Genomic DNA, 26,584 nt, shown 5'->3' on the forward strand with positions numbered 1-26,584 from the left:
AAAGAAAGGAAGGTAGTAGTTAGTATGGAAGGATTTTGTAAAGTATGTCCAGAGTGCAATGGAAAAGGTTGTAGAAATCAGATTCCAGGTCCAGGGGCAAAAGGTATCGGTGATACAGCGATTAGAAATTATGACAAGTGGAAAGAAATCCGTGTCAACATGGATACGCTGACAGAAAAACGGGAGGTTTCCACTGCATTGGAACTCTTTGGCAAAAGCTTTGCTGTACCGGTATTTGCCGGTCCTGTAGGTGCAGTAAATATGCATTATGGGGACAAGTATAACGACCTCGAATATAATAATATTTTAGTTCCAGCCTGTAAGGAAAAAGGCATTGCAGCGTTTACGGGGGACGGCATGGATCCCGAGGTCATGAAAGCTGCCGGTATCGCCATCAAAGCAGTAGACGGCTGCGGCGTGCCGACAATCAAACCGTGGAATAAAGCTATGATCGACGAAAAGATGGACATCGTGAAAGAGGCGGATGCCTTTGCTGTCGCCATGGACATCGACGCTGCCGGCCTTCCATTTTTAAAGAACTTCCAGCCTCCGGCAGGAAGCAAATCCGTGGCAGAACTGAAAGAAATCATTGCAGGCGCGCAAGTGCCTTTTATTGTAAAAGGCATCATGACGCCAAAAGCGGCCTTGAAAGCAAAAGAAGCTGGAGCGGCGGCAATCGTAGTTTCCAATCACGGCGGACGTGTTCTCGATCAGTGCCCGGCTACAGCAGAAGTGCTGGAGGAAATTGTGCAGGCAGTAGATGGTTCTATGAAGATACTCGTAGATGGCGGAATCCGCAGCGGCGTAGATGTATTCAAAGCCCTGGCATTAGGCGCTGATGCAGTATTGATTGCCAGGCCTTTTGTCAATGCAGTTTACAAAGATGGCGCTGAAGGGGTCAAGGCTTACGTAGATAAAATAGCGGCCGAACTGGCTGATACCATGGCCATGTGCGGTGCCTACAGCTTGGCTGAAATAAACCGGGACATGTTATTCAAATAAGCAGTAACAAAAGAGCATATCCAAAATATGCTCTTTTTTAGTGTCTTTTTCTATTAAAGCAGAGGAACTTTGTTGATTACGATAATATTGATGCCGGCGCCAGCGATGGCTGCATTGATATTGAGTTTCTCTTCAATGTTCTCAATACTGACCTGTGTCTGCGGTTCTGTGCTGAGCAGATGAATCCATTCATCTGGAAGGGGGAAACTCTCAGGAAAACCCAGATGCGCCATATGTGCGAAGATTGAATTGGCATTTGACACTGCATATTTGGCGATGACATATTGGCCAGGACTGACGGGAATGCTGAAATCGACATTGAGTTCATCCATAAAAGCGTTAATCACGTCGTTGGTCTCGTATACGCCGGCACTGCGCGTAGCTAGATGTTGTATGTCGTCGTTGTAATTTAAGACTACGATGACATAAGCATCCTCAATTTCAGAATCATTCTTTATCACGTAATAATATTTTCCCCAGTAGAGCAAAGCACCCTTCATATTCTGGAGCAGGCGGTAAGCATAGAAAGCCGGTTTCGGTACTAAACACGAAGTCAGACAGCCTGAACAGCCTTTCAGAACTTTCAGAGGATTGCCTTGATCGCGCAGTCTGCAATGGAGACTGTTTTCTTTTGATGCAAAAAATGTCTGGAATATCTGGACGACGGCGGCGATAGAATCATGTCCCGATGAAATATTACTGCAGCGTTCATTTTCTGAAAGAATTGAAACTTCATATCCCAAAAATGTCAGTCTGTTGCAGATCAGAGCCGATGTGGTTTCGCTGTCACCCGGATGGACAGCGAGTACGACTTTGGAGGCATTGAGTTCATAGAGCATATTGAACAATCTTTCGCCCAGCACATTGTAATCTTCATGTGTGATGACCACTTCCAAAGAACGGTGTATCTCTGCAATTGGATCGACATCTGGAACCACGTCGACATGGAGATGAAGGTGATTGATGATTGAGGAACTATTCTCCTGGTCCGTTACAGCTGAAAGGCATCGTTTGATCAGACTGACAGCTTGATTTTCAGATAACGGGTTGAATCTTGCCGGTCTCGATGCACTGAGAATATGCGACAAAAACAACCGACGGTGTTCTTCTGGAGAATGTCCGAACCATTTGATGAAATACTTTTCGTAGTAGGATGTAGTAGAAAATCCCACATCTTTTGCAACAGCACTGATCTTACGGTCATTCTGCAAGAGCAGAATCTCCGACATTTCTATCCTCGCAAAACAGAGAAACTCCTGAAAACTGATACCCATGTAATCCCGTATGAGATGAGAGAGGTAAAATGTGCTCAGATGCTCCATTTTGGCGAGATCATTCAGAGTGATCCTGTTGGCATGGTTTTCGTACACGTAATTGATAATGCGGCTGATTCGTTCGACAATTACGGGATTGTCATTCTTGAAGTGTATGACGACATCATCTTCAAAGGCAAAGAGATTAAAATACTGATTGAGGTATTTGATGACTTCGATCATCTGGTAGATACAGGTATTTTTATAATTGAAACTTCTTCTTGAAAAATCCAGCAGAATGTGGAGGAGTTTTTTGCGGAGCGTATCCAGTTTTGGATGCTTGTCATTATTGACATAGGTCATGAAACATGCCTTGTTCAGAGTTGGAAAATACTGCGTGAAAAAACGATTGCTGACTTGTATGATGGCTACGACGTTCTCTTTCTCGGTGGCAGTCAGGCCATGGACTTCATGACCGTTATTGGTAAAAATATCGCCTTCCTTCAGAAGATAATGGGAACATACGTCTTTTGCGCGAATTTCTCCCTTGAGCACATAGACAAACTCAACATCCTGATGGTAATGAATGGGATATTCTGTAACCCTGGCAATTCTGATGTTGATTGGAAAGTCATCAAGATAGGTTGTTTTTTCAAATAGCATGCCGAATACCTCCTTAGACGTTCTATGGATACATTATATACTAGATCAGAAATCGGAGAAAAGCTTTTTTTTGTTTTTTTTAGCAAAGTAATCAGCGTTTACAGCAAAGTAATTAACGAGAATGAGCGGTTCCTTTTGATCTCCTGAAAGCCATGGGGAGGGAACTGTAAGCATGCAATCATGTGGATTTCCCCATGATTGCATTTAAAAATATTGAGATATTTCTGAATTTCCCGGAAGAATTGTCTTGAATTTCCAATCAACAACGCAATTGTAAAAATTAGCAAGGCAATTCTTGTCTGCCACGCTGAATTTATATATCATGATAGAAGATGAAAAAACGGAGGGAGGATGACAATGTTAACAGCGAGAGTGAAACGGATGAAAGAGAAGTATTTTGATACCATCCCGCAAATTACGGCAGAGAGACTGGTGCTGGCAACCCGTGCATATCAGAAGTTCGCCGGTGAAGCAGTTCCCATTTTCAGAGCCAAGGTCGTAAACTACATTATGGAAAACATGACAACGCTGATCATGGATGACGAACTGATTGTAGGCACAGCGACCAATGCGTACAGAGGTGCCAATCTGCATCCGGAATTTCAGTCAAGTTCCTGGTATATCAGTGAAATTGACGAATTCGGAGCAAGGAGCAAGGACCCATATTACATTTCACCAGAAGATAAGAAGACCATTCTTGAAACATTGAAATACTGGGAAGGCAAGTCCATGGAGGATCTGTCGGAGACAGCGATGCCAGCCAAAATTCAAGAGCTGGAGAAAGACGATATTATATGTGTAGGTCTTGAAAATGGAGTTTCAGGCGAAACGACGTGTGACCACGAAAAGATTCTCACCATCGGTCTCAAAGGATACATGGAAGAGTGCCAGCGCAACATCGACAGCATATTGCCGCAGTCGATGGAGGAACAAGCGAAGGTTGATTTTTGGAAGGCGTGCATCATCCAGTGTCAGGGACTGATTACTTACGCCCATAGAATGGCAGAAGAAGCCGAAAGAAAGGCTGCTGAATGCACGGATGAGAAGAGGCGTAAAGAACTTCTGACCATTGCGGAAAACTGCAGAGTCGTTCCTGAGAACCCACCGCAGACCTTCCAGCAGGCGCTGCAGGCAGTGTGGTTTGTACATGTGTATTTTCACATTGAAGTCTGCACCACTGCATGCGGATTCGGCAGATTTGACCAGTACATGTGGTCGTTCTATGAGAAGGACGTGATAAAAGAAAAGAATATCACAAGAGAAGAAGCCCTGGAAATGTTGGAATGCCTTTATCTCAAAACATGTGAAGTGTATGAAGTGAGAGACAGCTGGTACGCTACTGCCTTTGCAGGCTATCCTATGTGGCAGATTTTAGTCGTAGGCGGACAGACGCCCGACGGCAGAGATGCCACCAATGACTTATCCTATCTTTGCCTGGAAGCAGCAGATGAGCTGCAGGTCAAACAGCCTGTCATGGCACTGCGAGTCTGGGAAAAGACCCCTGAAGACCTGATCAAGCTGGGCTGTAGGATGATTCAGGAGGGACAGGCGAATCCGGGATTCTTTAACGATGATATCGCTATCAAAATATCACTGGGCAAAGGCAGAGGAAGTACGTTGGAAGAAGCGAGGGACTGGACTATCGTAGGCTGTATCCAGCCGGCTCCTGGCGGCGGCAGTGCCGATGGTTCACCAGATGCCGGATACGTTAACATGGGCAAGATGCTCGAGTTCGTTCTCCATAACGGCGTTGACCCTGCTACTGGCAAGCTAGTGGGACTTGAAACCGGAGACCCGAGGGAATTTAAGAATATCGAAGAATTTAAGGATGCACTGAAGAAACAGATTCTCCATCACTACGACATGATTCGGACCGGCTATAACCTGATGCAGAGCATCCATATGAACAGATATCCTGTGATTTTTGCATCCATGGTCACAAAGGGATGCGTTGAAAGCGGCAAATCTGTGCAGCACGGCGGGGCAAAGTTCTCAACTGCCGGCTTATATGTGACAGGACCTGCCAACCTGGCAGATTCCATCGCAGCAGTAGAAAAGTGCGTATTTGAAGATCAGGATCTGACGATGGATGAACTGATCAAAGCTTGTGATAACAATTTCGAAGGACAGGAAAGACTTCGGCAGCTTCTGCTCAATAAGCCTGAGAAATACGGCAACAACCAGGAACACGTAGATGGCATATACAAAGAAATGATGGATTACATCGCAGATCACGTACAAGAGTGGAACGATGCAAGAGGCGGATGGTACGCTTTCGGCATCGACTCACAGACGATGAATATTCCACACGGTCAGGTAACGGGAGCACTTCCAGACGGGAGATTGGCAGGAGAACCTCTTTGCGACGCATCTTCCCCGATGATGGGCAGAGACATGCATGGTCCCACAGCCACTGTGAAATCGGTTGCCAGCATGGTGGACGAGACATTACATGAAGGCGCGCTGTACAACCTGCGTTTTGACCCTAAGGGTGTCCAGGGTGAAAAGGGCTTGGAAATTATCGAAGGCGTGATCAAGACTTACTTTGAGGACGGCGGCCAGCACATCCAAATTAACGTCGTCGATAATGAAACTCTCAAAAAGGCACAGGAAAAACCTGAAAATTACAAGGGCCTTATGGTTCGCGTAGCAGGTTATATGGCATATTTTACAGAACTCGATAAAAGTGCGCAGGATGCGATTATTTATAGGACCCCGCATTTGTCAGAAAACTAATACGACGGGAGGATGTTTCAATGAGTCATGTGCCTGAAAGTCTTCTCGTGGGAAGTCTGCAAAAATTTTCTGTCGAAGACGGACCTGGAATCAGGACGACCATATTTTTAAAAGGCTGCCCCCTCAGCTGCAAATGGTGTCATAACCCTGAGCTGATCGACCCGCAGCAGCAGCTGATCAGATCACCAAACAACTGTATCGGATGCGGATACTGTGCCAAAATATGTCCGCAGGGAGCGGTGACAATAACCTCAGAAAAGGGCGTAGTCATTGACAGCGCCAAATGTGACATGTGTCTTGCATGTGCAGATGAGTGTTATGCGCAGGCCTTAAGGCCAGTAGGAAAAGCAATGACCATAGAAGAGATACTGCGCGTGGCGGAACAGGACAAAGGCTTCTACGATAACACAGGGGGCGGCATTACAATCAGCGGGGGAGAAATCCTCATGCACAGAGAATTTGTAAGCGAGTTGATCGATGAAGCGGGACTGCGGGGCATCAACGTGTGTCTCGATACATCTGGCTTTGGCGATTCACAGGCTTTGATGGAAATAGCGCTCAAGGAAAATGTCACAAATATCCTTTACGACATGAAGTCCATCGATGACGAGGTACATAGAGCGTACACGGGAGTCAGTAATCAGCTGATCATTGACAATCTGAAAATGTTAGCAGCAGATATACGAACGAGGGAGAAACTGATCATGAGGATGCCCCTCATCAGAGGCGTAAATGACACAGAAGATATCATAACGCGCACAGGGGAGCTCTACAGGAGAATCGGCATCAAGCTGGTAAATCTGCTTCCGTACCATAACCTTGGCATCAGCAAGAAGCGGAACATGGGCGGGGTACAAGAGGAGTTTGAACAGCCGACGGAAGCGCGCATAAGCGAAATAGAGATTTATTTTAAAAATGAAATAAATTTAAAGGTGGAAATTTTGGGTAGAGTATAAAAATTTATTGCTAGTTTAAGAGAAAGGAAAGGCTATGGACGGGACTAATTTAGGAATCATCACCTTAATTCCAGCGCTGAGTTTCTTAGCATTTGCGCTAATCACTAAGAAGTGTATCCTGAGCATCATGCTATCTGGTATGTTGGGATACATACTTTACTACAAAGCAGGTTTTTTCATGCCGATGATGGATGCCTTGCAGGAAGCCGCATGTGACGCGGACAATAACTATATTGTAATCATCTGTCTGCTGTTCGGATGCTTTGTACAGCTGCTCAGGCAGTCAAAGGGAGCGGTAGCAGTAGGCGATTTAGCTAGGAAGTATATCAAATCAGAAAAACAAGTATTATTCTTGACTTGGTTATGTGGAATTATCATCTTTATCGACGACTACCTCAGCATTCTGGTTACAGCAAATTGCGTACTTACCCTCTCTGATGAACACAAAACACCGAGAGAAATGCTCTGCTACATCATCAATACGACGTCAGCTCCTGTTTGTCTGATCATACCGATTTCGGCATGGGTCGTATTCTTCTCAGGGGTCTTTGAACAGCAGAAGGAAGCTGCGGTAGTGGGGGACAGTGCGATGAGCATTTATTACCACATCATGCCGTATTTCTTTTATCCGTTCCTCTGCGTCATCTTCGTACTCCTGGTAATTGTGGGAATCGTCCCTAAAATGGGAGGCATCAAGAAAGCCTATCAGAGAGTTGCAGAAACTGGACAGCTTTGGCCGGCATCGAGTAACATGCAGAACCAGGGTGACGAACTGGGCGAAGTAATGGGAGCGATTTCTGATGACAGTGCGAAGGAAGAGAAGGAAGTAAAACCACATCTTTGGACCTTCATCGTGCCCATGGCAGTGGTCATCATCGTAACATTATGGCTGGACGATATTCTTTACGGTGTGAGCTGCGGTATTTTTGCCTGCTTTGTACTGTTCATTCCAACCAGGATCATGAGCCTTGGCAAATTCTGCGACGCCTGTTATAAGGGTCTTGAAGATATGCTGTTCATCGCAGTCGTACTGGTCGTTTCATTGTTCTACAGGGAATCAATCGGACTGATCGGTTTACCTGACTACCTGATCGAAGTTGCAGGTCCATATATGAGTGCTGCATGGCTTCCGGCTATCGCATTTGTGCTGATCGGCCTGGTATGCTTTGCGACAGGCAATATCTGGAGCGTTCCTGCAGTGTGTACGCCGATCATTCTGCCGCTGGCGGTTTCAAGCGGCGCGAGCATCCCTCTCACACTGGGTGCGATTATTTCAGCTGCCTGCTTTGGTGCACAGGCTTGCTTCTACTCAGATGTGACCCTGCTGTCCGCCTCGGCTTGCAGAATCAATAATGTCGATTATGCTGTTGCACAGCTGCCATACATAGGAATTGTGACGGCAATCTCATTTGTCGCATATGTTATCGCAGGCTTTGTAATGTCATAAAAAACCAGTCTCGCAAGGATGTGTTAGAACCCGCTGAAAACTCAGCGGGTTTTTCTCTGCCTATTCGCTGTGTCTGTGACAGTTGCCACCACTCTTCTATGCAGAAAAACATGCGATGCAAAATAACATCAGAAAATGAAGATGACATACACTGTGCAGAAAGGGCAGTATCTGAAAAATGCCCCTTTTGATGCCATCCCATTGGGGACCTTAAGTTGGTACGTTCTTTGCAATATATTTCAGCAAATTGCTTGATAGAGAGGGAGGAAACGTATCATGGCGAAATATAAAGTAGTAATTACAGACAGAGAGTATGAGAACATCGACAATGAACTGAGAATATTGGCAGAACTGAAAGATGTAGAGGTACTGGACTACCAATACCGCGATGAGGAAGAGGTCATCAAAGTTGCAAAGGACTGTGACGCCTTGATCATCCAATATGCAAAGGCCACTAAGAAGGTCATTGATGCTTTAGACCACTGCAAGGTGATTGCAAAATATGCCACAGGCATAGATGGAATTGATATTGCTGAAGCTACGAAAAAGGGTATCTGCGTTACCAATGTCAATGATTACTGTGCTGATGAAGTGTCTACCCATGCTGCAGCATTGCTGTTAGATGTGGTGAGGAGAACGCAGGAATTTAACAGCAGAGTCAAGGCGGGACAGTGGTACCGAATGGGGATAAAGATTCCCAGTTTGAGAGAAAGTGTCGTCGGCGTGGTCAGCTTTGGCAGAATTGCCAGGGCCTATATCGATAAAATCAAACCTTTCTGCAGCCAGATATGGGTCTATGATAAGTTTGTTTCTGAAGAAGATATGGTCAAATATGGTGCGGTTCCGAAATCTTTTGATGAAATTTTGGCAGGCGCCGACTATATCTCTGTGCATGCGCCGCTGACAGAGGAGACGCATCATATGTTTCATCGAGAGGTTTTTAAGAGGATGAAACCTAGCGCCGCTTTGATCAACGTGGCCAGAGGTGCCCTCGTCAAAGAGGAGGACCTGATTTGGGCCCTTGCCAATGGAGAAATTGCCTTTGCAGCTCTGGATGTTCTCGAGAATGAACCGCCGCAAGAGGACTGTCCTCTGCTGCACATGGATAATGTAATTGTCACACCGCATACAGCGTGGTATTCGACGGAATCGCAGAAAAAACTGCAGTCAACTGTCGCAGAAGACGTGGTCAGAGTGCTGCAGGGAAAGATACCCGTCAATCTGGTGAACAAAGAATTGACATCATTGTTTGAGGTGGAAAAATGAGGTGTTTTGATCTGACAGGCAAAAAAGCTCTGGTTACAGGAGGCACGAGAGGTCTGGGCAGAGGAATGGCAGAAGGTCTGATGGAAGCAGGTGCAGAGGTGGTCATCTGTGGAACTAGTGAGAAGGTGGATATCGTCTGCGAAGAGTTTCGCAAGAAAGGTTATTGCTGCCACGGATTGATCATGGATTTGCGCCGGAGTGACCATCTGGTAGGCGCCTTTCACGAAGCAGTAAAAATGTTGGGCTGCCGATTGGATATTTTGGTCAACGCCGCCGGGGTGCAGAAGCGGAACTCCAGCGAAGTTTTCACAAAAGACGACTGGGATACTGTGCTGGCCGTTAATCTGACAGCGCCCTTCCTTCTCTGTCAGCTGGCTGCGAAACAGATGATAGAGCAGGGGAAAGGAAAGATCATCAATATCTCTTCTATGCTGGCGTTTTTCGGGGGACAGACTGTGCCGGCATATGCGGCCAGCAAAGGAGGGCTGACGCAATTCAGCAAGACGATGTGCAACGACCTGGCGGCAAAGGGAATCAACATCAACTGTATCGCGCCGGGTTATATGGATACGGATATGAACACAGCTTTAACCGATAGACATAATCCCAGATTCGAAGTAATTAAAAACAGAATCCCTCAGGGACGTTGGGGAACGGCAGAAGACCTGAAAGGCATCTGTGTTTTCCTGGCATCAGAAGCGTCTGACTATGTCAACGGCGCGGTTATTCCTGTAGACGGCGGATATCTGGTCAGATAAGTGACAGAAAGGAATTGAGATCATGAAAGCACTGGTATATACAGCACCGGGCAATATGGAACTGAAAGAATGGAAGCTGCCAGAACTAGAGCCCGGTTTTGCTAGGATAAAAGTAAAATATTGCGGAATCTGCGGCAGTGATATGGGCATCTATGCAGGAACACATCCGAGAGCCGAGGCACCGTTGATTCCGGGACATGAATTTGTCGGCATCATTGAAGAAATCAATGGCAGTAAAAGAGGATTCTGCAAGGGCGATCGAGTCGTACCTTTCCCTCTGATTTCCTGCGGGCACTGTATTTCCTGCCGCAGCGGCAGGCCTTATATCTGTCAGACTCTGCGCCTCATCGGAATCGACTTTGACGGAGGCATGGCAGAGTATGCGGTCGTTGACGAGAATCAGCTGGTAAAGGTAGACGACAGGCTGCCAGACCCTATCGCAGCGCTGATCGAGCCTTTTGCTGTGGCAGTAAGGGCTGTCCATCAGTCAAAATTTACTTTCTTAGACAACGCACTGGTCATGGGTGCTGGCCCTATTGGAATTCTAACTGCGCTGGCCCTTCGTCGCAGCGGGGCGTCAAAGATCATTCTTTCCGATATCGACGATAGAAGGATTGCCCTCTGTAAGAAGATGGGCTTTGACTGTGTCAATTCCGGGGATGTCTTTCTGCCGGACTATATAAGTGATGAGACTGGGGGTGATGGAATGGATTTTGTCTTTGAGTGCAGCGGCACGGAACCTGCAACTTATGAGGCGACAAATCTTGCCAGAATGCAGGGGACTGTCTGCATGGTGGGAATCCATAAAAAACCCCATGTATCCAACCTGCCTGAGTTGAGTTTTAAGGAACAGACTTTGGTAGCTACACGAGATTACTCGCGGCAGGAATTCGAGGGTGCAGCAAAATACGCTGTAGAAATGAAAGAAGAACTGGAGCAGCTGATTTCGCATATCATACCTTTGTCACAGGCAGAAAACGTGTTTGAATTGATAAAGAATCAAGAGGGTGAAACTGTCAAAGTGCTGATTGATTGCAGATGAGTTTTCTCGTTTTAAAACCCAGCCACATATGAACTTGTATGGCTGGGTTTTTTGATGGCGTCTGTGCATCATCACACAATTCTGTTTAATTTTCCGCCCTCGAGAAAGCTTTGAAGGTTATCGGCACAGATATCGATCACTCTTTGCCTTGTTTCCCTTGGCATCCAGGCGATATGAGGCGTTAAGATGCAGTTTGGAAGCCCGATCAGAGGATGGGGTTTCACTGGCGGCTCTATGGCGATGACATCGAGAGCGGCAGCTGCCAATTTGCCTGATTTAAGCGCAGCGGCTAGGTCCTCTTCGTTAATCAAAGCGCCTCTGGCAGTGTTTATAAGTATCGCGCCGTCTTTCAACTGACTGATAAAGTTTCGGTCAACAAATTCTTCGTTTTCTGATGTCAGAGGACAGTGCAGGGTGATAAAATCAGAGTTCATGACCGCCTCTCTATCACGGCTGTAAACGTTAATTTTCATACCAAAGGCTTCTGCAATACGGGCCACTCTTTTGCCGATGTTTCCGTAACCGATGATGCCTAGCGTTTTGCCGTCTAACAAGGTAAGCGCACCTTCATCAAAAGTAAAGTCCTTGCTTTCGTACCATCTTCCTCTTTGTACGGCGGCGTTATATCTGCCTGCCAGGTTGGTCAGTTCTAAAATCAGGGCAAAGGTGTGCTGGGCCACTGCTTCTGTGGAATAAGCAGGCACATGGCAGACTGCAATACCGTGTTCTTTGGCAGCCTGAATATCAACGTGATTGTAACCTGTCGCTGTTACACCGATAAATTTCAAATTGGGGCAATGCTCTATGATTTCTCTGGTAATTTCACATTGACTGACAAAAATACCGTCATTATCACCGATACGGGTGATGATTTGGTCGTCTTCACTACGGTCATAGTTATAAAAATCTCCAATTTTTTCGATTGGTGCCCACGAGAGATCGCCAGGATTGATAGAATAACCATCTAAAATTATTGATTTCATTGTATTTATTACTCCTTGATTCATAATACTAAATACGATGTTAAGGTTGTCCTCTAATGTGCCCTTCCTTAAATATCGCATCGTGGCAATGCTGTTAGAATTGTGGATTCATTAAATCATGACTCTTCCTTTGAAAATACAATCGAAAGCCATGATTCAATGAGTTCAACCTTGCGGCAACGCCGTAAAATCGTGAACTCATTATACCATGGCTCTTCCTTTGAAAATACAATTGAAAGCCATGATTCAATGAGTTCAGCCTTGCGGCAACGCCGTAAAATTGTGAACTCATTATAACGTGTCCAACCATAAGTCATCATATCGGAGGACACGTTTCAATAAACGCTTCCTCTCAGCAAAGCTGTAAAAGAGTTGCGTTTATTATACCACAATCTTTTACCTTGTGCGATTCTTCTATGGAAATATGATAGGGTTCTGGCGGACTGCAGCAAGTTTTGAGAAATCTAAAGAAAGTCCGCAATTGAGATTGGCAGAAAAAAAGCACGGGACATTTTTTTTGAAGCTGTCATCTGCGGACTACAAACGGGGGTATTTCGGCTAAACTAGTCCGCAATCGAGATTGGCAGAAAAAAAGTACAGGACATTTTTTTTGAAGCTGTCAGTTGTGGACTACAAACAGAGGTATTTCGGCTAAACTAGTCCGCAATCAAGATTAGCAGAAAAAAAGTACGGGACATTTTTTTTTGAAGCTGTCAGTTGTGGACTACAAACGGGGGTATTTAAGCTAAACTAGTCCACAATCGAGATTGGCAGAAAAAAAGTACGGGACATTTTAAATGGTGTATGGTGATTGCAGACTGAGTACGAGGTCATATGCAGTAATTAATACTTCTGAAGTGCTAAAAGTTTGAGTCAGCCTTAAACTTGCGGTTAACACTGGAAAATGTTATAATAAACGCTATAATCTAAACAGCTACGCCGGAAGGAAGCGTTTATTGAAACACGCCTTTCGATTTAAATGATAAAATGAGAAGTCGTGTTATAATAAACACTATAATCCAAACGGCTAAGCCGCAAGGAAGCGTTTATTGAATCATGACTCTCGATTCTATTTTCAGTGGAAGAGTCATGGTATAATGAGTTCACGATCTTACGGCGTTGCCGCAAGGTAGAACTCATTGAAACACACCTCTCGATTTAAATGATAAAATGAGAAGTCGTGTTATAATCCCGTTGCTTTCAAAATAAACTTAGTTGAGAGAGTGGTGCGCCTCGGGGAGGCGCTTTATCTGCCAGCAAGCATCGCGGTCTTTGACGTGCGAGACTTGCCAGGAGCTTTGCTCCACTTTAAATCAACTTAAGGAAGTGAAGTATGGGATTATTTGAGGTTTCGCTTATAGGAGTGGGGCTTGCTATGGATGCTGCCTCTGTGGCAATGACCAACGGAATGGTCTATAAGAAGCTTTCCATGGGCAATTACATATCAATGCCGTTACTTTTCGGTATATTTCAGGGAGTCATGCCTTTAATTGGCTTTTATGCAGGTACGCTTTTTGCGGGAATCATCATGAAATATAGCGGAATTGTTATATTTGCAATATTGGCGATAATAGGCGGCAATATGATTAAAGAAAGCCTGTCAAAAGAGAGCGGCGCAGTAGAAATAAAAAATTTGACGATGACGATTTTGATCTTTCAGGCAATCGCTACCAGTATCGATGCCTTTGCCGTAGGCGTGGGGTTTTGTGCCATCTGTGTTGATATCTTACCGGCAGTGTCGATCATCGCAGTGATTACCGCATTCATGGTAGCGGGTGCGATAGCCGTCGGCAAAAAGTTTGGTGATATATTCGAGAACAAAGCAGAATTTTTGGGCGGTATTATTTTGATTATCATAGGAGTCAAAGGCTTATTATGACAGACACAGGATGTCTGCTTTCCCCTATGGACGAATGAAAATGCGGGTCATCTGCTTTTTCCAACAGAAAATGACATTGCAAAAATAGAATAAACAGGATAGATAAAGGAGCGTTAGTATGAGAACAGATAGAAAATTTGATGAGACAAGAGCAGTGAAAATTACGGATCACTACCTGATGAGCCCGCAGGGTTCTGTTTTGATAGAAATGGGGAACACAAAAGTGATATGCACTGCATCTGTCGAAGATTCGACGGCAAAACACCTGGTGGGAACAGGGAAAGGCTGGGTCACTGCGGAATACGCTATGCTGCCAGGCTCCACAGGAACCAGGAAAAAAAGAGAAAAGGGAAAAGCTGATGGCAGATCTGTAGAAATACAACGGCTGATCGGACGCTCCCTGAGATCTGTAGTGGATATGGAAAAGCTGGGAGAGCGGACTATTTGGATTGACTGCGATGTAATTCAGGCTGACGGAGGAACCAGAACCGCTTCCATCACCGGCGCTTACGTTGCAATGGTGCAGGCCATGCAATGGATGAAGGAAGAGGGAATGATTGAAGAACTGCCAGTTACAGGATATGTGTCTGCCATCAGTGTTGGCATTGTCGAGGGAGAGAAGTTGCTGGATCTCTGTTATGCAGAGGATTCTCATGCGAAAGTGGATATGAACATCGTCATGACGGACAGCGGTGAATATATTGAAATACAAGGGACAGGTGAAGAAGCGCCGTTTTCAAAGAGCGACTTGTTAGAGTTATTAGATCTTGCAAGCAAGGGGTGCAGAAAACTTCATGAGATTCAAAATCAATTATTATGTGAATAATAAATATTTAATAGTAAGGAATTAAGAAAGAAAAAGGAGCAGTTATGGACACGATTATCGCAGCTTCGAGAAACCAACACAAAATTGTAGAAATCGAAGCGATTACGAAAAAGTTTGGAATGTCGATTATTTCCAGAGATGAGGCGGGAATACCGAAGATTGAGATTGAAGAGGATGGAGAAACCTTCGAAGAGAATTCATTCAAGAAGGCTAATGAAATCATGAAGATGTGCGGCAAGACCACCATCGCAGATGATTCCGGCCTGATGGTCGAATACCTGGGAGGAGCTCCAGGCGTTTATTCAGCCCGATTCGCTGGAGAAGACTGTAATGATACAAAAAACAATGATAAGTTGATTTCCTTGCTGGATGGGGTGCCATATAAAGAGAGAAGAGCAAAATTCGTATCTGTCATTACGATGGTCTTCCCTGACGGTACGTCTTTGACGGCCAGAGGTGAATGCGAGGGACATATCATCGATACGCCGGTTGGAGAACACGGCTTTGGATACGATCCACTCTTTGTACCCGATGGATTTCAGCGAACTTTTGCCCAGCTGCTTCCAGAAGAAAAAAATCAGATCAGCCACAGAGCGAAGGCTCTGCTGGAATTAGAACGACTACTGGAAGAAAGGAATTCCTAATTAATATGAAGACAAGATTCGCCAAGATGGTGGTTTTGGGAATTAAACAGTTCAGAGATCCGTATTACCAAGGATTTGCGGCGCAGATGTCCTTTTTTATCATGTTATCTCTAGTACCTACGATTATCGTTTTATCGCAGCTTTTAGGTGTCCTGGATATTCCCCTGGATTTTATGGATGACTGGGTCAACAAGTATGTCTCTCCAGACATGGCGGGAACTTTGAAGGACATTCTGCAGGACAGCGGCAAATCGTCTGCAGCCACATCCAATATCGTCATGATCATTATGGCGCTGTGGGCTGCATCGAGGGCCCAGTTCTCCATGATGAGGATTGCCAATTATACCTATACCAGTGGAAGAACGACAGGTAGTTTTTGGAGGGAAAGAATCAGGTCGCTGAAGACCATGGCTTTGACCTTGTTTACGCTGGCTTTTGTGGCAATTATTCCTGTATACGGCAAATTGATATTGCAGACCATATTCGGTCAAATTGTGGAAGGTACGCTGATTGACACTTTGTGGACATACCTCAGATGGCCTATCGCCGGTGCATTGTACTTTTTAATGGTTTCCTACAATTACTACGTACTGCCCAATGAAAAGCTGAAGTTTCGAGAAATCGTGCCTGGAAGTATCTTCGGCGCAGTGGGAATGTTGGTCGTGACGATGGTCTATTCTATTTATGCTGCCCAAGTGGCTAATTACAATATTATCTATGGATCTTTAGCTAGTTTTGTAGCTTTGCTGTTTTGGTTTTATTTTTTATCATGGGTACTTTGTCTGGGCATCTTGTTCAACAAAGTCTGGAAAGATACGAGAGAAGGAGGGACTCCCAATGTATGATGAAATTGGAGATGTTTTGTACGATTACGGCAGAGGTCTTTATGCCAATATTACCAATCGTTGCCCCTGCAGATGTGAGTTTTGTATCAGAACCATGACGGATTCTCTGGGATCAGCGGATTCCCTTTGGCTGAAGCGGGAACCCAGTGTCAGTGAAGTCATCGACATGCTCGCGGACTGGGACTTGTCAAAATACGATGAATTGGTTTTCTGCGGCTATGGAGAACCGATGGAGCGGCTTGAAGACCTGTTAGCCATTGCGAAATACGTAAAAGAGAATACCCATCTGAAGATCAGAATTAATACCAATGGACTTTCTGATTTGATCAACGGAAGAGAGACGGCGCCGGAACTTGCCGATATTGTCGACACAATTTCCGTCAGCCTCAACCAGTGCAGCGCAGCAAAATACGATGCACTCTGCCATCCGTCATTTGGAGAGGACGCGTTTGATGCGATTTTGCATTTTACAAAAGAGGTGCAGAAATATGTGCCAAAGGTGGCCATGTCGGTGGTCAATGTGATTCCGCAAGAAGATGCCGATGCCTGCCGCAAGATTGCGACAGATTTAGGTGTAACGCTGAGAGTCAGGTAATATGCAGGAAAGGAAATACTTGCCATGAGACATAAAAAGAAATATAGAATGAAACCGAGATTTTTTGTCATTCTGGCTGTGCTCGTCGGTCTGATTGCAGGAGGCATATTGTACTTCAACTTTCATTCTGACAGTAAGGCAGAAAACGATGAAAAATCTGCACAGCTTGATCAGGGCTATCAAATCATGTTGGCTTCGAGAATGTACATCTGCAATAAAGACCTGCGTTATGATGATAAGTATTACGCGGGAGGATATCCGCCGGAGGATATCGGCGTATGTACCGACGTGGTTTGGAAGGGTTTCCAGGGAATCGGCGTCAACCTCAAGAACCTGGTGGACAAAGATATCGCAGAGAACATCGAGGCTTATAGTGATGTGATTTCGGTAAATGCAGATCCAAACATCGACTTTAGGCTGGTGCCCACCTTGGAAGTTTTCTTCCAGCGGAATGCAGAGAATCTGACTACAGATGTTGATAATCTGCTAGCATGGCAGCCGGGAGATATCGTAACATTTGAATCCAGCCATGTGGCAATTGTATCGAGTATTAGAAACATATGGGGAAGACCGTACATCATCCAGCATGGGAAAGATCCGGCGGCGGAAGAGGATCGTATTTTTGCCTCTGACGGCATGGAGATTTCTGGCCATTTCAGGTGGCCTCTGGTCAAGAAATTGAACTAAGGGAAGGAGTAAGAGATTGTGAAAAGGGTGTTAATCATTTTGAATCCCTGTGCGGGGACAAAACAGGCAAATAAATATTTTGTCGATATCATCGATATCTTTTGCCGTGCAGGGTACGAAACTGTGGCGGCGACTACAGAAAAACGAGGCGACGGAACTGAGTTTGCGCGCAGCCGGGCAAAAGACTTTGACCTAATCGTGTGCATTGGCGGTGACGGAACCTTTAATGAGGTGATTGCAGGCGTCATCGAATCGGGAGAAGATGTGCCGATCGGGTATATTCCGGCGGGCAGTACCAACGATTTCGCCAATAGCCTGAGCCTGTCGAAGAACGTGGTACAGGCAGCGCGGGATATTGTAGGCGGTGTTCCAAGGTCTCTGGACATCGGCTGCTTCAACGGGAGATATTTTTCCTATGTTGCTTCCTTCGGAGCCTTTACCAGGGCTTCTTATGAGGCTCCACAGAGCATTAAAAACGCCCTCGGCCACCTGGCATATATTCTGGAGGGAATTAAGGACATCCCTTCGATCAGGCCAGAAAAGATTCGTCTTAAAATGGAACAGGGCGTCTATGGCGGCGACTATCTCTTTGGTGCAGTCAGCAATTCTACCTCTGTGGGCGGTATTCTGACCCTCTCTGACGAACTGGTGGATATGAATGACGGTATGTTCGAAGTGCTGCTGATCAAATCGCCGTCGAATATTTTGGAACTGAACCAGATTTTGTTGGCTCTGACTAAGCAGAACTATCAATCTCCGATGATTTCTTTTTTTAACAGCAGTGAAGTGGAGATTACGGCAGACCCATCCATGCCGTGGACCTTGGACGGAGAATATCAAGAAGGCAGTGAAGCGATTACAATCAAAAACCTGCACGGGGCGATCAAATTAATGGTTCCAGAGGACGATGAAAAATGATCGGCAGGGGAAAAAGATTAAGAGATTATAAGCACGTTTTTTTAATATTATATGTTCCCGTATATTTGATCAGCTTTTTTCTGATAGAAATGCTGGTTCCTTCTGATGGGAACTACTGGGTATCCTATTGTCCCTTAGATGATTTCATTCCATTTAATGAATACTTTATCATACCGTACTGTCTATGGTATCCGTTTCTCATTTTGACAGGAATTTATTTGCTGATCAAAGATGTGCCGGAATTTAAACGATATATGTACTGCATCATGATTGGATTTTCCTTTTGCCTCGTCTTTTACCTGTTGTTTCCCAATGGACAAGACCTGCGGCCGCAGACCTTTGCGCGGGAAAACATCTTTGTGTCAACAGTGAAAGCGATTTACGCTGCAGATACGAATACAAATGTAATTCCCAGCATGCACGTCATCGGTGCGGTTTTTGCAGCTGTCAGCATCTGCAGGACAAAGGCTTTGAGACAAAAGTGGGTCAAGGCGGCGGCAGTCATATTAGCGGTGATGATTTCCCTTTCTACTTGTTTTATCAAGCAGCATTCTATTCTCGACGTGTTTGCAGGTATCGTCGTGACGTTGGTTGTTTATGCGATTTTTAGAATATTTATAAAAATGAAGTTAAGAAAATCTTAAGAATTCTTAAGAAACTATGAACCGATATAAACGTTGAAATTTAAACGTTTATATCGGTTTTTGTTTGTGAAAGTTATGTGAAGAATCTTCAGGATTATTGACTTCACGATGCATATAAAGTATGATAATACCTGTGAGACAATTGAAAAACATGAAAAGGAAGATAGTATTATGACAAATCATTTTCAAACAGGAGTCAATACTAAAATCAAAAGGGTGTTTAAAGCAACTGCCTCAGTTTTATTGATTGCCGTCATGGCTTTCGCAATGCTGTTCGGTTCCAGCAGCTATTCATTTGCTGCTGAAGGTGCAGACGAGCTTTGGGCAATCACAATTGGAGATGAAGAAGTATTATATGTTGATTCGCAAGAAGCAGCAGAACAGGTAATAGAGGGGTTAAAAGACTATTATCTGACAAAGGGTTCGACCGTACTCGATGTACAGTTTGAGCCGCAGATCCAAATTAAGAAAGTCATCAAAACCACTGGAGATGACTACGCTGCACAGAGTGCAAATACGACAGATGTCGGAGATGCAGTTGAGCAGTTAAGTGAGGGAAAGGTTGAATACTTTGTCTACAAGACAGAAGAAGGCGATACGCTGGAATCTATCGCGAAGGACAAGGGAATTTCAGCAAAGAAACTGGTTACCCTGAACTTTGGGGAATATGATGCCGATGAGACCATCAAAGAAGGTACGTATCTGGTATTATATGCAGAAGTTCCATATGTGGAGGTAACTACAGTTGAAAAAGTAACCTCATCGAAGTCAATTGACTATGATACTGTGTATAAGAAAACCAGCTCGCTGAAGAAAGGTACTTGCAAAATCAAGACCAAAGGCGTGAAAGGTTCTAAACAGTTGGTACAGCAGGTCACAAAAGTAAATGGTGAGACGACAGATAGTGAGTTGATTTCATCAAAAGTGGTAAAACAGCCTAAGGACAAGGTCGTTCTGAAAGGGACAGGCACTGTAACAGCAAAAGCAGGGGTCACTTATGATTTTGCTGAAGGTTCTGAGGTTGTAGAATACGCAAAGGAATTTGTGGGTAATCCTTATGTCTATGGCGGAACAAGCCTGACAAAGGGTGCGGATTGTTCAGGATTCGTGTATTCTGTTTATAAGCATTTTGGCGTAAACCTTCCGCGCGTTGGTCAGTCCAGCGTCGGGAAAGCAGTCTCATATAAAAACGTGAAAAAGGGTGATATCTTGATTTACTCTGGACATGTTGCCATCTACGCCGGAAATGGAAAAGCAGTACATGCAGTAAATGAAAGATTAGGCATCCGCGTTACAAGTGTCAACTATACTGGCAGTGTAATTGCAGTCAGAAGAATTTTCGACTAAGTTTTAAAAGGATTTTTTATGAATATTTTAGAACAAATTAAATCAAAAAAATATGTAATTGCAGGGGCTTTAGTCCTTGCAATTGCTGTTTTAGCGGCAGCAGTATTCACTACTGTCAAAGCCTATGCGGAGGAAGAATATTGGGCTGTACAGATCGGCAGTAAAACTGCCTGTGTACTCAACTCCGAAAGCAGCGCCAAGAAAGTGATTAAGAACGTAAAGAATCACTACACCGCAGAAGGCGCGAAAGTAAAAGCAATATCTTGTGATCCGGCGATGAAAGTAGTAAAGAAAACCTATAAGGCGTCTAAACGGCCGAAGGTTTCCACTGTCGATGACGCCGTAAACTACATTCTCACGGGGACAAAAAAACGGCTTACTTATACCGTAAAATCTGGTGATAGTCCTTGGACGATCGCCGCAAAATACGATTTGTCTGTTAGAGAAATCTTGAACATGAATGAAGAGAAAGACTTTTCTACTCTTTATCCAGGTGATAAGCTGAAATTGTATCGGATGAATCCCATGGTGACGGTCACAGCCACGCAGCAGATCACTTCGGAAGAAACCATCGAATACGAAACCGTGACAAAAGAATCTTCCGAGGTTTTGAAAAATACCACTGTCGTCGAGCAGAAGGGTTCTAACGGTAAGAGACAGGTGACAAAAGTAATCACTACTGAAAATGGCAAGACAGTAAAGTCGAAGGTAGAGGAATCGAAAGTCATCAAATCACCGCAGAAGAGAATTGTCGTCAAAGGAACTGGTATTCTGCCGGCACCGACGGGCGGAAAAACCTATCAGGGTGATGGACAGGCAGTAGCGCAGTATGCGCTGAAATTTGTAGGCGGACCGTATGTTTACGGAGGCGTCAGCTTGACTGACGGAGCGGATTGCTCAGGATTTGTTTTATCAGTCTATAAATACTTCGGTATTACCATGGCTCACGATGCAGGTGTCATGAGAAGCTATGGAAGAGAAGTTTCCTTAGCTGAGGCGCAGCCGGGAGACCTGGTGTGCTATTATGGGCATGTAGGTATCTATATTGGCGGGGGACAGATTGTTCACGCCGTTAACGAAAGAATGGGCATTGCAGTGACTGGTACGGGATATATCGGCCCTGTGATGACTGTCAGACGCATAGTAGAATAATTTTATAGAACGCATAAAAAATGAGACGGGTTTTGCTTATACCGTCTCTTTTTTATGCGTTCTAAATTGTTAATCCAGTTTGTGCCCGCAATTGGGGCAATAATGTGTTTCTTTTTCTTTTGGTTTGGGCCTCATCTGCTCTACAAATCCGGCGGACAGAATACCAGTAGGTATAGCGACCATGCCAACGCCAAGGAAGGTCATAATCGCACCGCATACTTTACCGGCAAAGGTGATGGGGACGATGTCCCCGTAACCGACGGTGAGCAAAGTATTGATCGCCCACCAGAAACCTGAAAAGGCGTTATCAAATACTTGCGGCTGCGCCGTGTGTTCCAGGCTGTACATCATCAGTGAGGCTGCTATCATCAAAATTAGAACGATGAAGATGGAGGACAGCAGCTGCCCTCTTTTCTTTTTTAAGACGCGTCCGATGACCTGTAGCGGGTCAGAGTAGTGGTGGATGCGGAAGATGCGCAGAATCCTGATGATTCTGAACATCCGCAGGGCCACTGCAACCCGGGGAAAGAAGAAGGGCAAATAATACGGTATGCAGGATAGGAAATCAACAATGCCGGCCCAGGAAAAAATGAACTTGCGCCTGGCCCTGGCCACGGTAACGCCTTTATATAAATAAGAGGCTGTCCAAATTCTCAGGATGTAGTCCACGGTAAAGAACAGGACAGTGATACCTTCCACAAGACTTAAGATGTCTAAATATGGGCTGGACTGGGGAAAGGTTTCAAAAATTGCGATAAAGATGTTGACGGCGACGGCAAACATCAGAGCGATATCGTAAGTCCTGCTGGGAATATCGTCAATACTGCCTACTTGTATAATCGTAAAAATCCGCTTTTTCTTGTTCAATGGAAACTCCTTCTAGTGCTGTTTTATTTTATTTTACCATAAAAAGGCGGATAAAAAAACGATATTTGATGTAAAGTTAGCTTGACATAAGATAGATAAAGGTGTATAGTCTATGTAAAGTTAACTTTACATAGTGAAAAAGGGGTCTGACATATGAAAAACAGATTGGAAGAAATTCGAAATGCCCGGGGCATCAAGCAGGATGAACTGGCAAAGATATTAGAAGTATCCAGACAGACCATCAGTTCGCTGGAGAATGGGAAATATAATCCCTCGATTATTCTAGCTTTTAAAATTGCCAGGTATTTCGATAGGACCATTGAAGAAATTTTTATTTATGAGGAGGAATAGAACATGTTATGCAAATTTGGAAAACAATATAAAAAGGTATTGAGCGGAATGGTAGTATTGGGAATAGTGTCGCTCATATTCGGCATTCTTTTTGCCAGAAGCCTTTCCGACGATCAAAACAACCTGCAGATGCTGGCGGGGATGTTCACTGGTGCAGGCACTGGAATCATCGCCGTGGCAATTTTCTTTTGGATTCGGAGCAAGATTGTTTCGCCGGAGAAATTAAAGCAGAAAGAAATCGAGAAGAACGATGAGCGTAATATACAGATTTCACGGGCGGCTTTGTCGGTGGTAGCGATGACTTCGAACCTGACCTTCGCTGTTTTGGCCTTTGTGCTGATGGGCATGGGTTACATGGTTCCGGCCCTGATTATGGTGGCCTGCATTTATCTGCAAGTTGCAATCTTTCTCATCGCCAATAGAATCATCTCGCGCAAAATGTAATCGGAGTGAGGTACGCTTATGAAAAAACAAATGAGAAAAGAAATGAGAATCGGTCTGCTGCTTTTCGCCGCGACTATGGTTTTAAAAAATTTCGGCATCTTACCTGAGTTCCTGCACAGTATGTTCCTTGGCTTAGCTATCTGCTTTGAACTGATTGGTGTTTTATCTGAGGAGAAATATCGACGGCTCAAAGCATGGAAAAAATCGATTTTCAATTAAGAACAATGGTATTTTAATAAAGGGAGGCACTGACCGCTGTGCCTCCCTTTAGGTATTATATAAGAAACGGATTTCTTGCTAGATCTCAGCAAAATCGATCTAGCAGTTTCCGTCAAAGATTGCCGCTGGCATGGCATAATCATCGTCCAGAGTGTATTCTCCCTGCTTTTCTGCCTGGTAAGCCGATGACGGCTCACAGACGGATTCGCTGCCATTACTACAACCGAAATAGTTCCAAAAACATTCCATTTATAAATTGTATTTTCTAAGCTTTTGGTTGAGAGACTGCCTGGTGATGCCCAGATAATCCGCTGCAGCGGTCAGGCTTTTATGGGAGCTGACGGCCTGTAGAATCAGTTTCTTCTCGTAAGCATCCATGGTGCTCTTGAGGCTGCCTTCCCAGAGGATTTTTTCGGCGGCATCTTCGTCTTCCAGCTCCGGCTTTGTCAGATTGAACTCGGACAGGAGATAAGAAGGCAGGGAACCAATGTCGATGACATCTCCATCACAGAGATTGAAAGCACCCTCGATGATATTGCGGAATTCTCTCACATTGCCTGGCCAGGCGTAGGTCTTGAAAATCTCCATGACTTCCTTTGAAACGCCAGTGATGTGTTTGTGCATGGAAGTATTATAGAGGGAAATGAAATAATCGGTCAGCAGGGGCAGATCTTCCAGGCGGTCCCGAAGGTCGGGCACATCGATGGTCACACTGCCCAGTCTGTAGAACAGGTCAGGACGCAGGGTTCCGTCCTGGATGCACAGGGAAGGGCGCTTGTTGGTGGCCGCGATGATCCGCACGTTGACGCTGACAGGATCCACGCCGCCAATCCTGGTAATCTTCCGCTCCTCCAGCACGCGAAGGAGTTTGGCCTGTAAATTGATATCCATGGAGTTGATCTCATCGAGGAAGATGGTGCCGCCGTCGGCACTTTCAAAGATACCGGCTTTATTTTCAGCGCCAGTGTAAGCGCCTTTCACGGTACCGAAGAAGATGCTTTCCAATAGTGTGGCAGGAATTGCCGCACAGTTTTGGGAGATGAACTTCTTATTCTTTCTCTCACTTGCTGAATGAATGGACTGTGCGACCATCTCTTTTCCAGTACCAGTCGAGCCATAAATCAGCACAGAAGAAGAAGTGGTAGAAACTCTGCCAATCTGAATGCGCAGGTCCTGGGTCTGTTTGCTTCTGCCGATGATATCTTCGACGGTATAGAGATCTTTTACCTGAGGAACAGCATCGCTGTATAAGTTGATTCCAGAGACAGTGAAGTTCTTGTCCGGGAAGGTGGCGACACTGACGGCGCCGATAATTTGATTATCCTGCTTGATGGGAAAGGTGTTGTCTATAATCTGAAAGGTTTCTCCCGTGGAAGTGGTCAGCGTCTCTTGATTGTTCATAGTGGTCTCGCCTCGTTTGATTGCGGCAATCAAGGTGCTGGTCTGCGGATTCAGGGTTGGATATATTTCAAAGATGCTTTTCCCGATGGCGCGTCTCTCGTCCAAGGGGGACAAATCGGGTTTGAATTGACGTATGTAAACTACTTTTGCCTCTTGGTCGATGACGATGATGCCGTCGGCATAATTCTCCATATTGGTTATTGTGTCTAAGTATTCCTCAATCATTTGCAGTTCTCCTTCTTAATGGCAACCATTGTGTTAAAAACAGTATACCGCAAAATAGAAAAGGTGTAAATATTTTTTTACAAGATTTGGTCGTAATTTACGAGTTTGTAAAAATTAGTTTACATAATATTTTGATCTGTAATGGAGGGGGCGCTGCAACCCTTGGAAATACAAGGTTTATAAAATAAGGAGGTGATTGGCATTATTTTTGCACTATTTGTCGGTGTCGATAAAAGAATAACTGCAGGAGAGGAAGCATGAAGAACGAGTTTATAAAGGCAGCAAAACATCTAGAACCGCAAATTATCCGCGACCGGAGACACATTCATCAATATCCGGAAGTAGGCATGGAGGTTCCCAATACCTACGCTTATGTAAAAGAACGTTTAGAACAAATCGGATGTGAGACCATAGATTGTGGCAAATACGGCATTGTAACTACCATAGGAAATGGAGGGAAGACCATTTTGCTCAGGGCTGAGCTCGATGCGCTGCCCACAAAGGAAGAAACCGACATTCCATTCCGATCACAAAACGGAAACGGCCATCTCTGTGGCCATGACATACATACGGCCATGCTTCTTGGGGTGGCAAAAATTTTAAAAGATCGAGAAGAAAATCTGAAGGGCACGATAAAGCTCATGTTTCAGCCTGGTGAGGAACTGGGGATCGGAGCCAAGGTCATGATTGAGCATGGCGTATTAGAGAATCCGAAGGTAGATGCCTGTCTGGCCATTCATATGATGCCAGATGAGCGCAATGGGCACTTTTTTCTCAAGAAGGGTATCACCTGTGCCTACCTTGATGGTTTTATGATAGAGGTCACTGGCAAAGGCGGTCACGGTTCCAGACCAGAAGAAACGATAGATCCCCTCAATGTGGTGGTAGACATGTACAGCATGATTAAAGGTGTCGTAGACAGAGAAACCAGCGCCTTTAACCCGGCGGTCTGTACTATCGGCGTTCTCGGAGGCGGCAGTGCAGCCAATGTCATTCCCCAGAAAGCCGTGTTAGAAGGGACATTGCGATGCTGTGACTCAAAAATCAGAGAACGCATGATCGATCGAATCATCATCTGCGCCAACGCCGCTTGTCAAGCAGCGGGTGCAACCCACAGTCTGAAGCTGATTTCCACGCCAGGCATGTATAGCGATCCCGGACTCTGTGACGATATGAAAGACTTTGTCTGCGAAATAAATGGAGCTGAGAAAGTAGCCGAGGTGGAGCTGCCCCTTCTCGGTTCAGAGGATTTATCATACATTTCGGAGAAAGTTCCGACGATGCTGATGTGGATGGGTGCAGGAGATGTCGGTGCGCCCACTTCTCATAGTGCCGACGTGTATTTCGAAGAAAATTACCTCTATATGGGAAGTGCCACTCTGGCGTACTGCGCGGCGAAGTGGCTGGAATCATCGTGTAGAGAATAGAATGAAC

Annotated in this window: 26 protein-coding genes; 21 read left to right on the top strand and 5 right to left on the bottom strand. The window is 45.0% G+C overall.

Going from position 1 to position 26,584, the window contains the following annotated elements; all coding sequences use genetic code 11:
- Positions 1 to 24 precede the first annotated feature (24 nt).
- Complete coding sequence (locus ACMQ5W_RS05385; protein ID WP_419024017.1) at positions 25 to 1,002, top strand: alpha-hydroxy-acid oxidizing protein; 978 nt, start codon at positions 25 to 27, stop codon at positions 1,000 to 1,002.
- A 53-nt stretch (positions 1,003 to 1,055) separates the two neighbouring features.
- On the opposite strand, the gene ACMQ5W_RS05390 is transcribed toward ACMQ5W_RS05385, so the two are convergent.
- On the bottom strand, positions 1,056 to 2,918 hold the full coding sequence (locus ACMQ5W_RS05390) for a helix-turn-helix domain-containing protein (RefSeq protein ID WP_419024019.1): 1,863 nt from the start codon (positions 2,916 to 2,918) through the stop codon (positions 1,056 to 1,058).
- A 357-nt stretch (positions 2,919 to 3,275) separates the two neighbouring features.
- Here ACMQ5W_RS05390 and ACMQ5W_RS05395 point away from each other — a divergent pair, with 357 nt between their 5' ends.
- The 6 genes from ACMQ5W_RS05395 (at position 3,276) to ACMQ5W_RS05420 (ending at position 11,123) form a co-directional block, all read left to right on the top strand.
- Positions 3,276 to 5,654, top strand: a complete 2,379-nt coding sequence (locus ACMQ5W_RS05395; protein ID WP_419024021.1) for a glycyl radical protein — start codon at positions 3,276 to 3,278, stop codon at positions 5,652 to 5,654.
- Positions 5,655 to 5,674: 20 nt separating this feature from the next.
- Entirely contained in the window at positions 5,675 to 6,610 is a 936-nt protein-coding gene (locus tag ACMQ5W_RS05400; protein ID WP_419024023.1) for a glycyl-radical enzyme activating protein, read from the top strand.
- A gap of 34 nt (positions 6,611 to 6,644) precedes the next feature.
- A complete protein-coding gene (locus tag ACMQ5W_RS05405; RefSeq protein ID WP_419024025.1) occupies positions 6,645 to 8,057 on the top strand; it encodes a Na+/H+ antiporter NhaC family protein in 1,413 nt (470 codons plus the stop codon).
- A 276-nt stretch (positions 8,058 to 8,333) separates the two neighbouring features.
- Complete coding sequence (locus ACMQ5W_RS05410; protein ID WP_419024027.1) at positions 8,334 to 9,323, top strand: C-terminal binding protein; 990 nt, start codon at positions 8,334 to 8,336, stop codon at positions 9,321 to 9,323.
- Complete coding sequence (locus ACMQ5W_RS05415; RefSeq protein ID WP_419024029.1) at positions 9,320 to 10,081, top strand: SDR family NAD(P)-dependent oxidoreductase; 762 nt, start codon at positions 9,320 to 9,322, stop codon at positions 10,079 to 10,081. The genes ACMQ5W_RS05410 and ACMQ5W_RS05415 overlap by 4 nt, the downstream gene beginning before the upstream one ends.
- Before the next feature lie 22 nt (positions 10,082 to 10,103).
- A complete protein-coding gene (locus ACMQ5W_RS05420; protein WP_419024031.1) occupies positions 10,104 to 11,123 on the top strand; it encodes a zinc-dependent alcohol dehydrogenase in 1,020 nt (339 codons plus the stop codon).
- Positions 11,124 to 11,194: 71 nt separating this feature from the next.
- Here the strand turns inward: ACMQ5W_RS05420 and ACMQ5W_RS05425 are convergent, their stop codons facing one another.
- On the bottom strand, positions 11,195 to 12,106 hold the full coding sequence (locus ACMQ5W_RS05425) for a D-2-hydroxyacid dehydrogenase (protein WP_419024033.1): 912 nt from the start codon (positions 12,104 to 12,106) through the stop codon (positions 11,195 to 11,197).
- Positions 12,107 to 13,439: 1,333 nt separating this feature from the next.
- On the opposite strand from ACMQ5W_RS05425, the gene ACMQ5W_RS05430 reads away from it, so the two are divergent.
- The 10 genes from ACMQ5W_RS05430 to ACMQ5W_RS05475 all read left to right on the top strand — a co-directional run bounded on the left by ACMQ5W_RS05430 (position 13,440) and on the right by ACMQ5W_RS05475 (position 21,643).
- The gene (locus tag ACMQ5W_RS05430; protein ID WP_419024035.1) at positions 13,440 to 13,985 is read left to right on the top strand and encodes a manganese efflux pump MntP family protein; all 546 of its coding nucleotides are present in this window, start codon (positions 13,440 to 13,442) and stop codon (positions 13,983 to 13,985) included.
- A 118-nt stretch (positions 13,986 to 14,103) separates the two neighbouring features.
- A complete protein-coding gene (gene rph, locus ACMQ5W_RS05435; protein ID WP_148492984.1) occupies positions 14,104 to 14,811 on the top strand; it encodes a ribonuclease PH in 708 nt (235 codons plus the stop codon).
- Positions 14,812 to 14,855: 44 nt separating this feature from the next.
- Entirely contained in the window at positions 14,856 to 15,455 is a 600-nt protein-coding gene (locus ACMQ5W_RS05440; protein ID WP_419024037.1) for an XTP/dITP diphosphatase, read from the top strand.
- 5 nt (positions 15,456 to 15,460) lie between these two features.
- Positions 15,461 to 16,300, top strand: a complete 840-nt coding sequence (locus ACMQ5W_RS05445; protein WP_419024039.1) for a YihY/virulence factor BrkB family protein — start codon at positions 15,461 to 15,463, stop codon at positions 16,298 to 16,300.
- Positions 16,293 to 16,895, top strand: a complete 603-nt coding sequence (locus ACMQ5W_RS05450; RefSeq protein WP_419024041.1) for a TIGR04100 family radical SAM protein — start codon at positions 16,293 to 16,295, stop codon at positions 16,893 to 16,895. The genes ACMQ5W_RS05445 and ACMQ5W_RS05450 overlap by 8 nt, the downstream gene beginning before the upstream one ends.
- A gap of 24 nt (positions 16,896 to 16,919) precedes the next feature.
- Complete coding sequence (locus ACMQ5W_RS05455; protein WP_419024043.1) at positions 16,920 to 17,582, top strand: DUF1287 domain-containing protein; 663 nt, start codon at positions 16,920 to 16,922, stop codon at positions 17,580 to 17,582.
- A gap of 18 nt (positions 17,583 to 17,600) precedes the next feature.
- Positions 17,601 to 18,500 (top strand): diacylglycerol/lipid kinase family protein, encoded by a 900-nt coding sequence (locus tag ACMQ5W_RS05460; RefSeq protein ID WP_419024045.1) that lies wholly within the window; start codon positions 17,601 to 17,603, stop codon positions 18,498 to 18,500.
- A complete protein-coding gene (locus ACMQ5W_RS05465) occupies positions 18,497 to 19,144 on the top strand; it encodes a phosphatase PAP2 family protein (RefSeq protein ID WP_419024047.1) in 648 nt (215 codons plus the stop codon). Before ACMQ5W_RS05460 ends, ACMQ5W_RS05465 begins: the two co-directional genes overlap by 4 nt.
- Positions 19,145 to 19,315: 171 nt before the next feature.
- Positions 19,316 to 20,491, top strand: a complete 1,176-nt coding sequence (locus ACMQ5W_RS05470) for an NlpC/P60 family protein (protein WP_419024049.1) — start codon at positions 19,316 to 19,318, stop codon at positions 20,489 to 20,491.
- A gap of 18 nt (positions 20,492 to 20,509) precedes the next feature.
- Entirely contained in the window at positions 20,510 to 21,643 is a 1,134-nt protein-coding gene (locus ACMQ5W_RS05475; RefSeq protein WP_419024051.1) for an NlpC/P60 family protein, read from the top strand.
- 69 nt (positions 21,644 to 21,712) lie between these two features.
- On the opposite strand, the gene ACMQ5W_RS05480 is transcribed toward ACMQ5W_RS05475, so the two are convergent.
- Positions 21,713 to 22,510: an ion transporter gene (locus tag ACMQ5W_RS05480; protein ID WP_148492975.1), complete on the bottom strand. Its 798-nt coding sequence runs from the start codon at positions 22,508 to 22,510 to the stop codon at positions 21,713 to 21,715.
- A 153-nt stretch (positions 22,511 to 22,663) separates the two neighbouring features.
- Here ACMQ5W_RS05480 and ACMQ5W_RS05485 point away from each other — a divergent pair, with 153 nt between their 5' ends.
- From ACMQ5W_RS05485 to ACMQ5W_RS05495, 3 genes are read left to right on the top strand one after another with little or no spacing between them, the layout of a single operon-like run.
- Complete coding sequence (locus ACMQ5W_RS05485) at positions 22,664 to 22,861, top strand: helix-turn-helix transcriptional regulator (RefSeq protein ID WP_148492974.1); 198 nt, start codon at positions 22,664 to 22,666, stop codon at positions 22,859 to 22,861.
- A 3-nt stretch (positions 22,862 to 22,864) separates the two neighbouring features.
- Positions 22,865 to 23,305 carry a hypothetical protein gene (locus ACMQ5W_RS05490; RefSeq protein ID WP_148492973.1) on the top strand — a complete coding sequence of 147 codons (441 nt, stop codon included), beginning with the start codon at positions 22,865 to 22,867 and terminating at the stop codon, positions 23,303 to 23,305.
- Positions 23,306 to 23,323: 18 nt separating this feature from the next.
- Positions 23,324 to 23,524, top strand: a complete 201-nt coding sequence (locus tag ACMQ5W_RS05495) for a hypothetical protein (protein ID WP_419024054.1) — start codon at positions 23,324 to 23,326, stop codon at positions 23,522 to 23,524.
- A gap of 99 nt (positions 23,525 to 23,623) precedes the next feature.
- On the opposite strand, the gene ACMQ5W_RS05500 is transcribed toward ACMQ5W_RS05495, so the two are convergent.
- Together ACMQ5W_RS05500 and ACMQ5W_RS05505 are read right to left on the bottom strand one after the other, a co-directional pair.
- Positions 23,624 to 23,773, bottom strand: coding sequence for a hypothetical protein (locus ACMQ5W_RS05500; protein WP_419024056.1), 150 nt, complete (start codon positions 23,771 to 23,773; stop codon positions 23,624 to 23,626).
- Positions 23,774 to 25,150, bottom strand: a complete 1,377-nt coding sequence (locus ACMQ5W_RS05505) for a sigma-54 interaction domain-containing protein (RefSeq protein ID WP_419024058.1) — start codon at positions 25,148 to 25,150, stop codon at positions 23,774 to 23,776.
- 257 nt (positions 25,151 to 25,407) lie between these two features.
- On the opposite strand from ACMQ5W_RS05505, the gene ACMQ5W_RS05510 reads away from it, so the two are divergent.
- Entirely contained in the window at positions 25,408 to 26,577 is a 1,170-nt protein-coding gene (locus ACMQ5W_RS05510) for a M20 metallopeptidase family protein (RefSeq protein ID WP_419024060.1), read from the top strand.
- Positions 26,578 to 26,584: the final 7 nt, after the last annotated feature.

It is taken from the genome of Emergencia sp., assembly GCF_048465375.1.
GTDB lineage: Bacteria > Bacillota > Clostridia > Peptostreptococcales > Anaerovoracaceae > Senimuribacter.

What these genes read in the sequence shown, in the direction of transcription:
- ACMQ5W_RS05465 (WP_419024047.1), top strand. Translation starts at nt 18,497, where the DNA reads ATGATCGGCAGGGGAAAAAGATTAAGAGATTATAAGCACGTTTTTTTA.
- ACMQ5W_RS05445 (WP_419024039.1), top strand. Translation starts at nt 15,461, where the DNA reads ATGAAGACAAGATTCGCCAAGATGGTGGTTTTGGGAATTAAACAGTTC.
- ACMQ5W_RS05440 (WP_419024037.1), top strand. Translation starts at nt 14,856, where the DNA reads ATGGACACGATTATCGCAGCTTCGAGAAACCAACACAAAATTGTAGAA.
- ACMQ5W_RS05500 (WP_419024056.1), bottom strand. Translation starts at nt 23,773, where the DNA reads ATGGAATGTTTTTGGAACTATTTCGGTTGTAGTAATGGCAGCGAATCC.
- ACMQ5W_RS05490 (WP_148492973.1), top strand. Translation starts at nt 22,865, where the DNA reads ATGTTATGCAAATTTGGAAAACAATATAAAAAGGTATTGAGCGGAATG.
- ACMQ5W_RS05400 (WP_419024023.1), top strand. Translation starts at nt 5,675, where the DNA reads ATGAGTCATGTGCCTGAAAGTCTTCTCGTGGGAAGTCTGCAAAAATTT.
- ACMQ5W_RS05385 (WP_419024017.1), top strand. Translation starts at nt 25, where the DNA reads ATGGAAGGATTTTGTAAAGTATGTCCAGAGTGCAATGGAAAAGGTTGT.
- ACMQ5W_RS05470 (WP_419024049.1), top strand. Translation starts at nt 19,316, where the DNA reads ATGACAAATCATTTTCAAACAGGAGTCAATACTAAAATCAAAAGGGTG.
- rph (WP_148492984.1), top strand. Translation starts at nt 14,104, where the DNA reads ATGAGAACAGATAGAAAATTTGATGAGACAAGAGCAGTGAAAATTACG.
- ACMQ5W_RS05425 (WP_419024033.1), bottom strand. Translation starts at nt 12,106, where the DNA reads ATGAAATCAATAATTTTAGATGGTTATTCTATCAATCCTGGCGATCTC.
- ACMQ5W_RS05395 (WP_419024021.1), top strand. Translation starts at nt 3,276, where the DNA reads ATGTTAACAGCGAGAGTGAAACGGATGAAAGAGAAGTATTTTGATACC.
- ACMQ5W_RS05410 (WP_419024027.1), top strand. Translation starts at nt 8,334, where the DNA reads ATGGCGAAATATAAAGTAGTAATTACAGACAGAGAGTATGAGAACATC.
- ACMQ5W_RS05405 (WP_419024025.1), top strand. Translation starts at nt 6,645, where the DNA reads ATGGACGGGACTAATTTAGGAATCATCACCTTAATTCCAGCGCTGAGT.
- ACMQ5W_RS05510 (WP_419024060.1), top strand. Translation starts at nt 25,408, where the DNA reads ATGAAGAACGAGTTTATAAAGGCAGCAAAACATCTAGAACCGCAAATT.
- ACMQ5W_RS05415 (WP_419024029.1), top strand. Translation starts at nt 9,320, where the DNA reads ATGAGGTGTTTTGATCTGACAGGCAAAAAAGCTCTGGTTACAGGAGGC.
- ACMQ5W_RS05475 (WP_419024051.1), top strand. Translation starts at nt 20,510, where the DNA reads ATGAATATTTTAGAACAAATTAAATCAAAAAAATATGTAATTGCAGGG.
- ACMQ5W_RS05455 (WP_419024043.1), top strand. Translation starts at nt 16,920, where the DNA reads ATGAGACATAAAAAGAAATATAGAATGAAACCGAGATTTTTTGTCATT.
- ACMQ5W_RS05430 (WP_419024035.1), top strand. Translation starts at nt 13,440, where the DNA reads ATGGGATTATTTGAGGTTTCGCTTATAGGAGTGGGGCTTGCTATGGAT.
- ACMQ5W_RS05420 (WP_419024031.1), top strand. Translation starts at nt 10,104, where the DNA reads ATGAAAGCACTGGTATATACAGCACCGGGCAATATGGAACTGAAAGAA.
- ACMQ5W_RS05495 (WP_419024054.1), top strand. Translation starts at nt 23,324, where the DNA reads ATGAAAAAACAAATGAGAAAAGAAATGAGAATCGGTCTGCTGCTTTTC.
- ACMQ5W_RS05390 (WP_419024019.1), bottom strand. Translation starts at nt 2,918, where the DNA reads ATGCTATTTGAAAAAACAACCTATCTTGATGACTTTCCAATCAACATC.
- ACMQ5W_RS05505 (WP_419024058.1), bottom strand. Translation starts at nt 25,150, where the DNA reads ATGATTGAGGAATACTTAGACACAATAACCAATATGGAGAATTATGCC.
- ACMQ5W_RS05450 (WP_419024041.1), top strand. Translation starts at nt 16,293, where the DNA reads ATGTATGATGAAATTGGAGATGTTTTGTACGATTACGGCAGAGGTCTT.
- ACMQ5W_RS05485 (WP_148492974.1), top strand. Translation starts at nt 22,664, where the DNA reads ATGAAAAACAGATTGGAAGAAATTCGAAATGCCCGGGGCATCAAGCAG.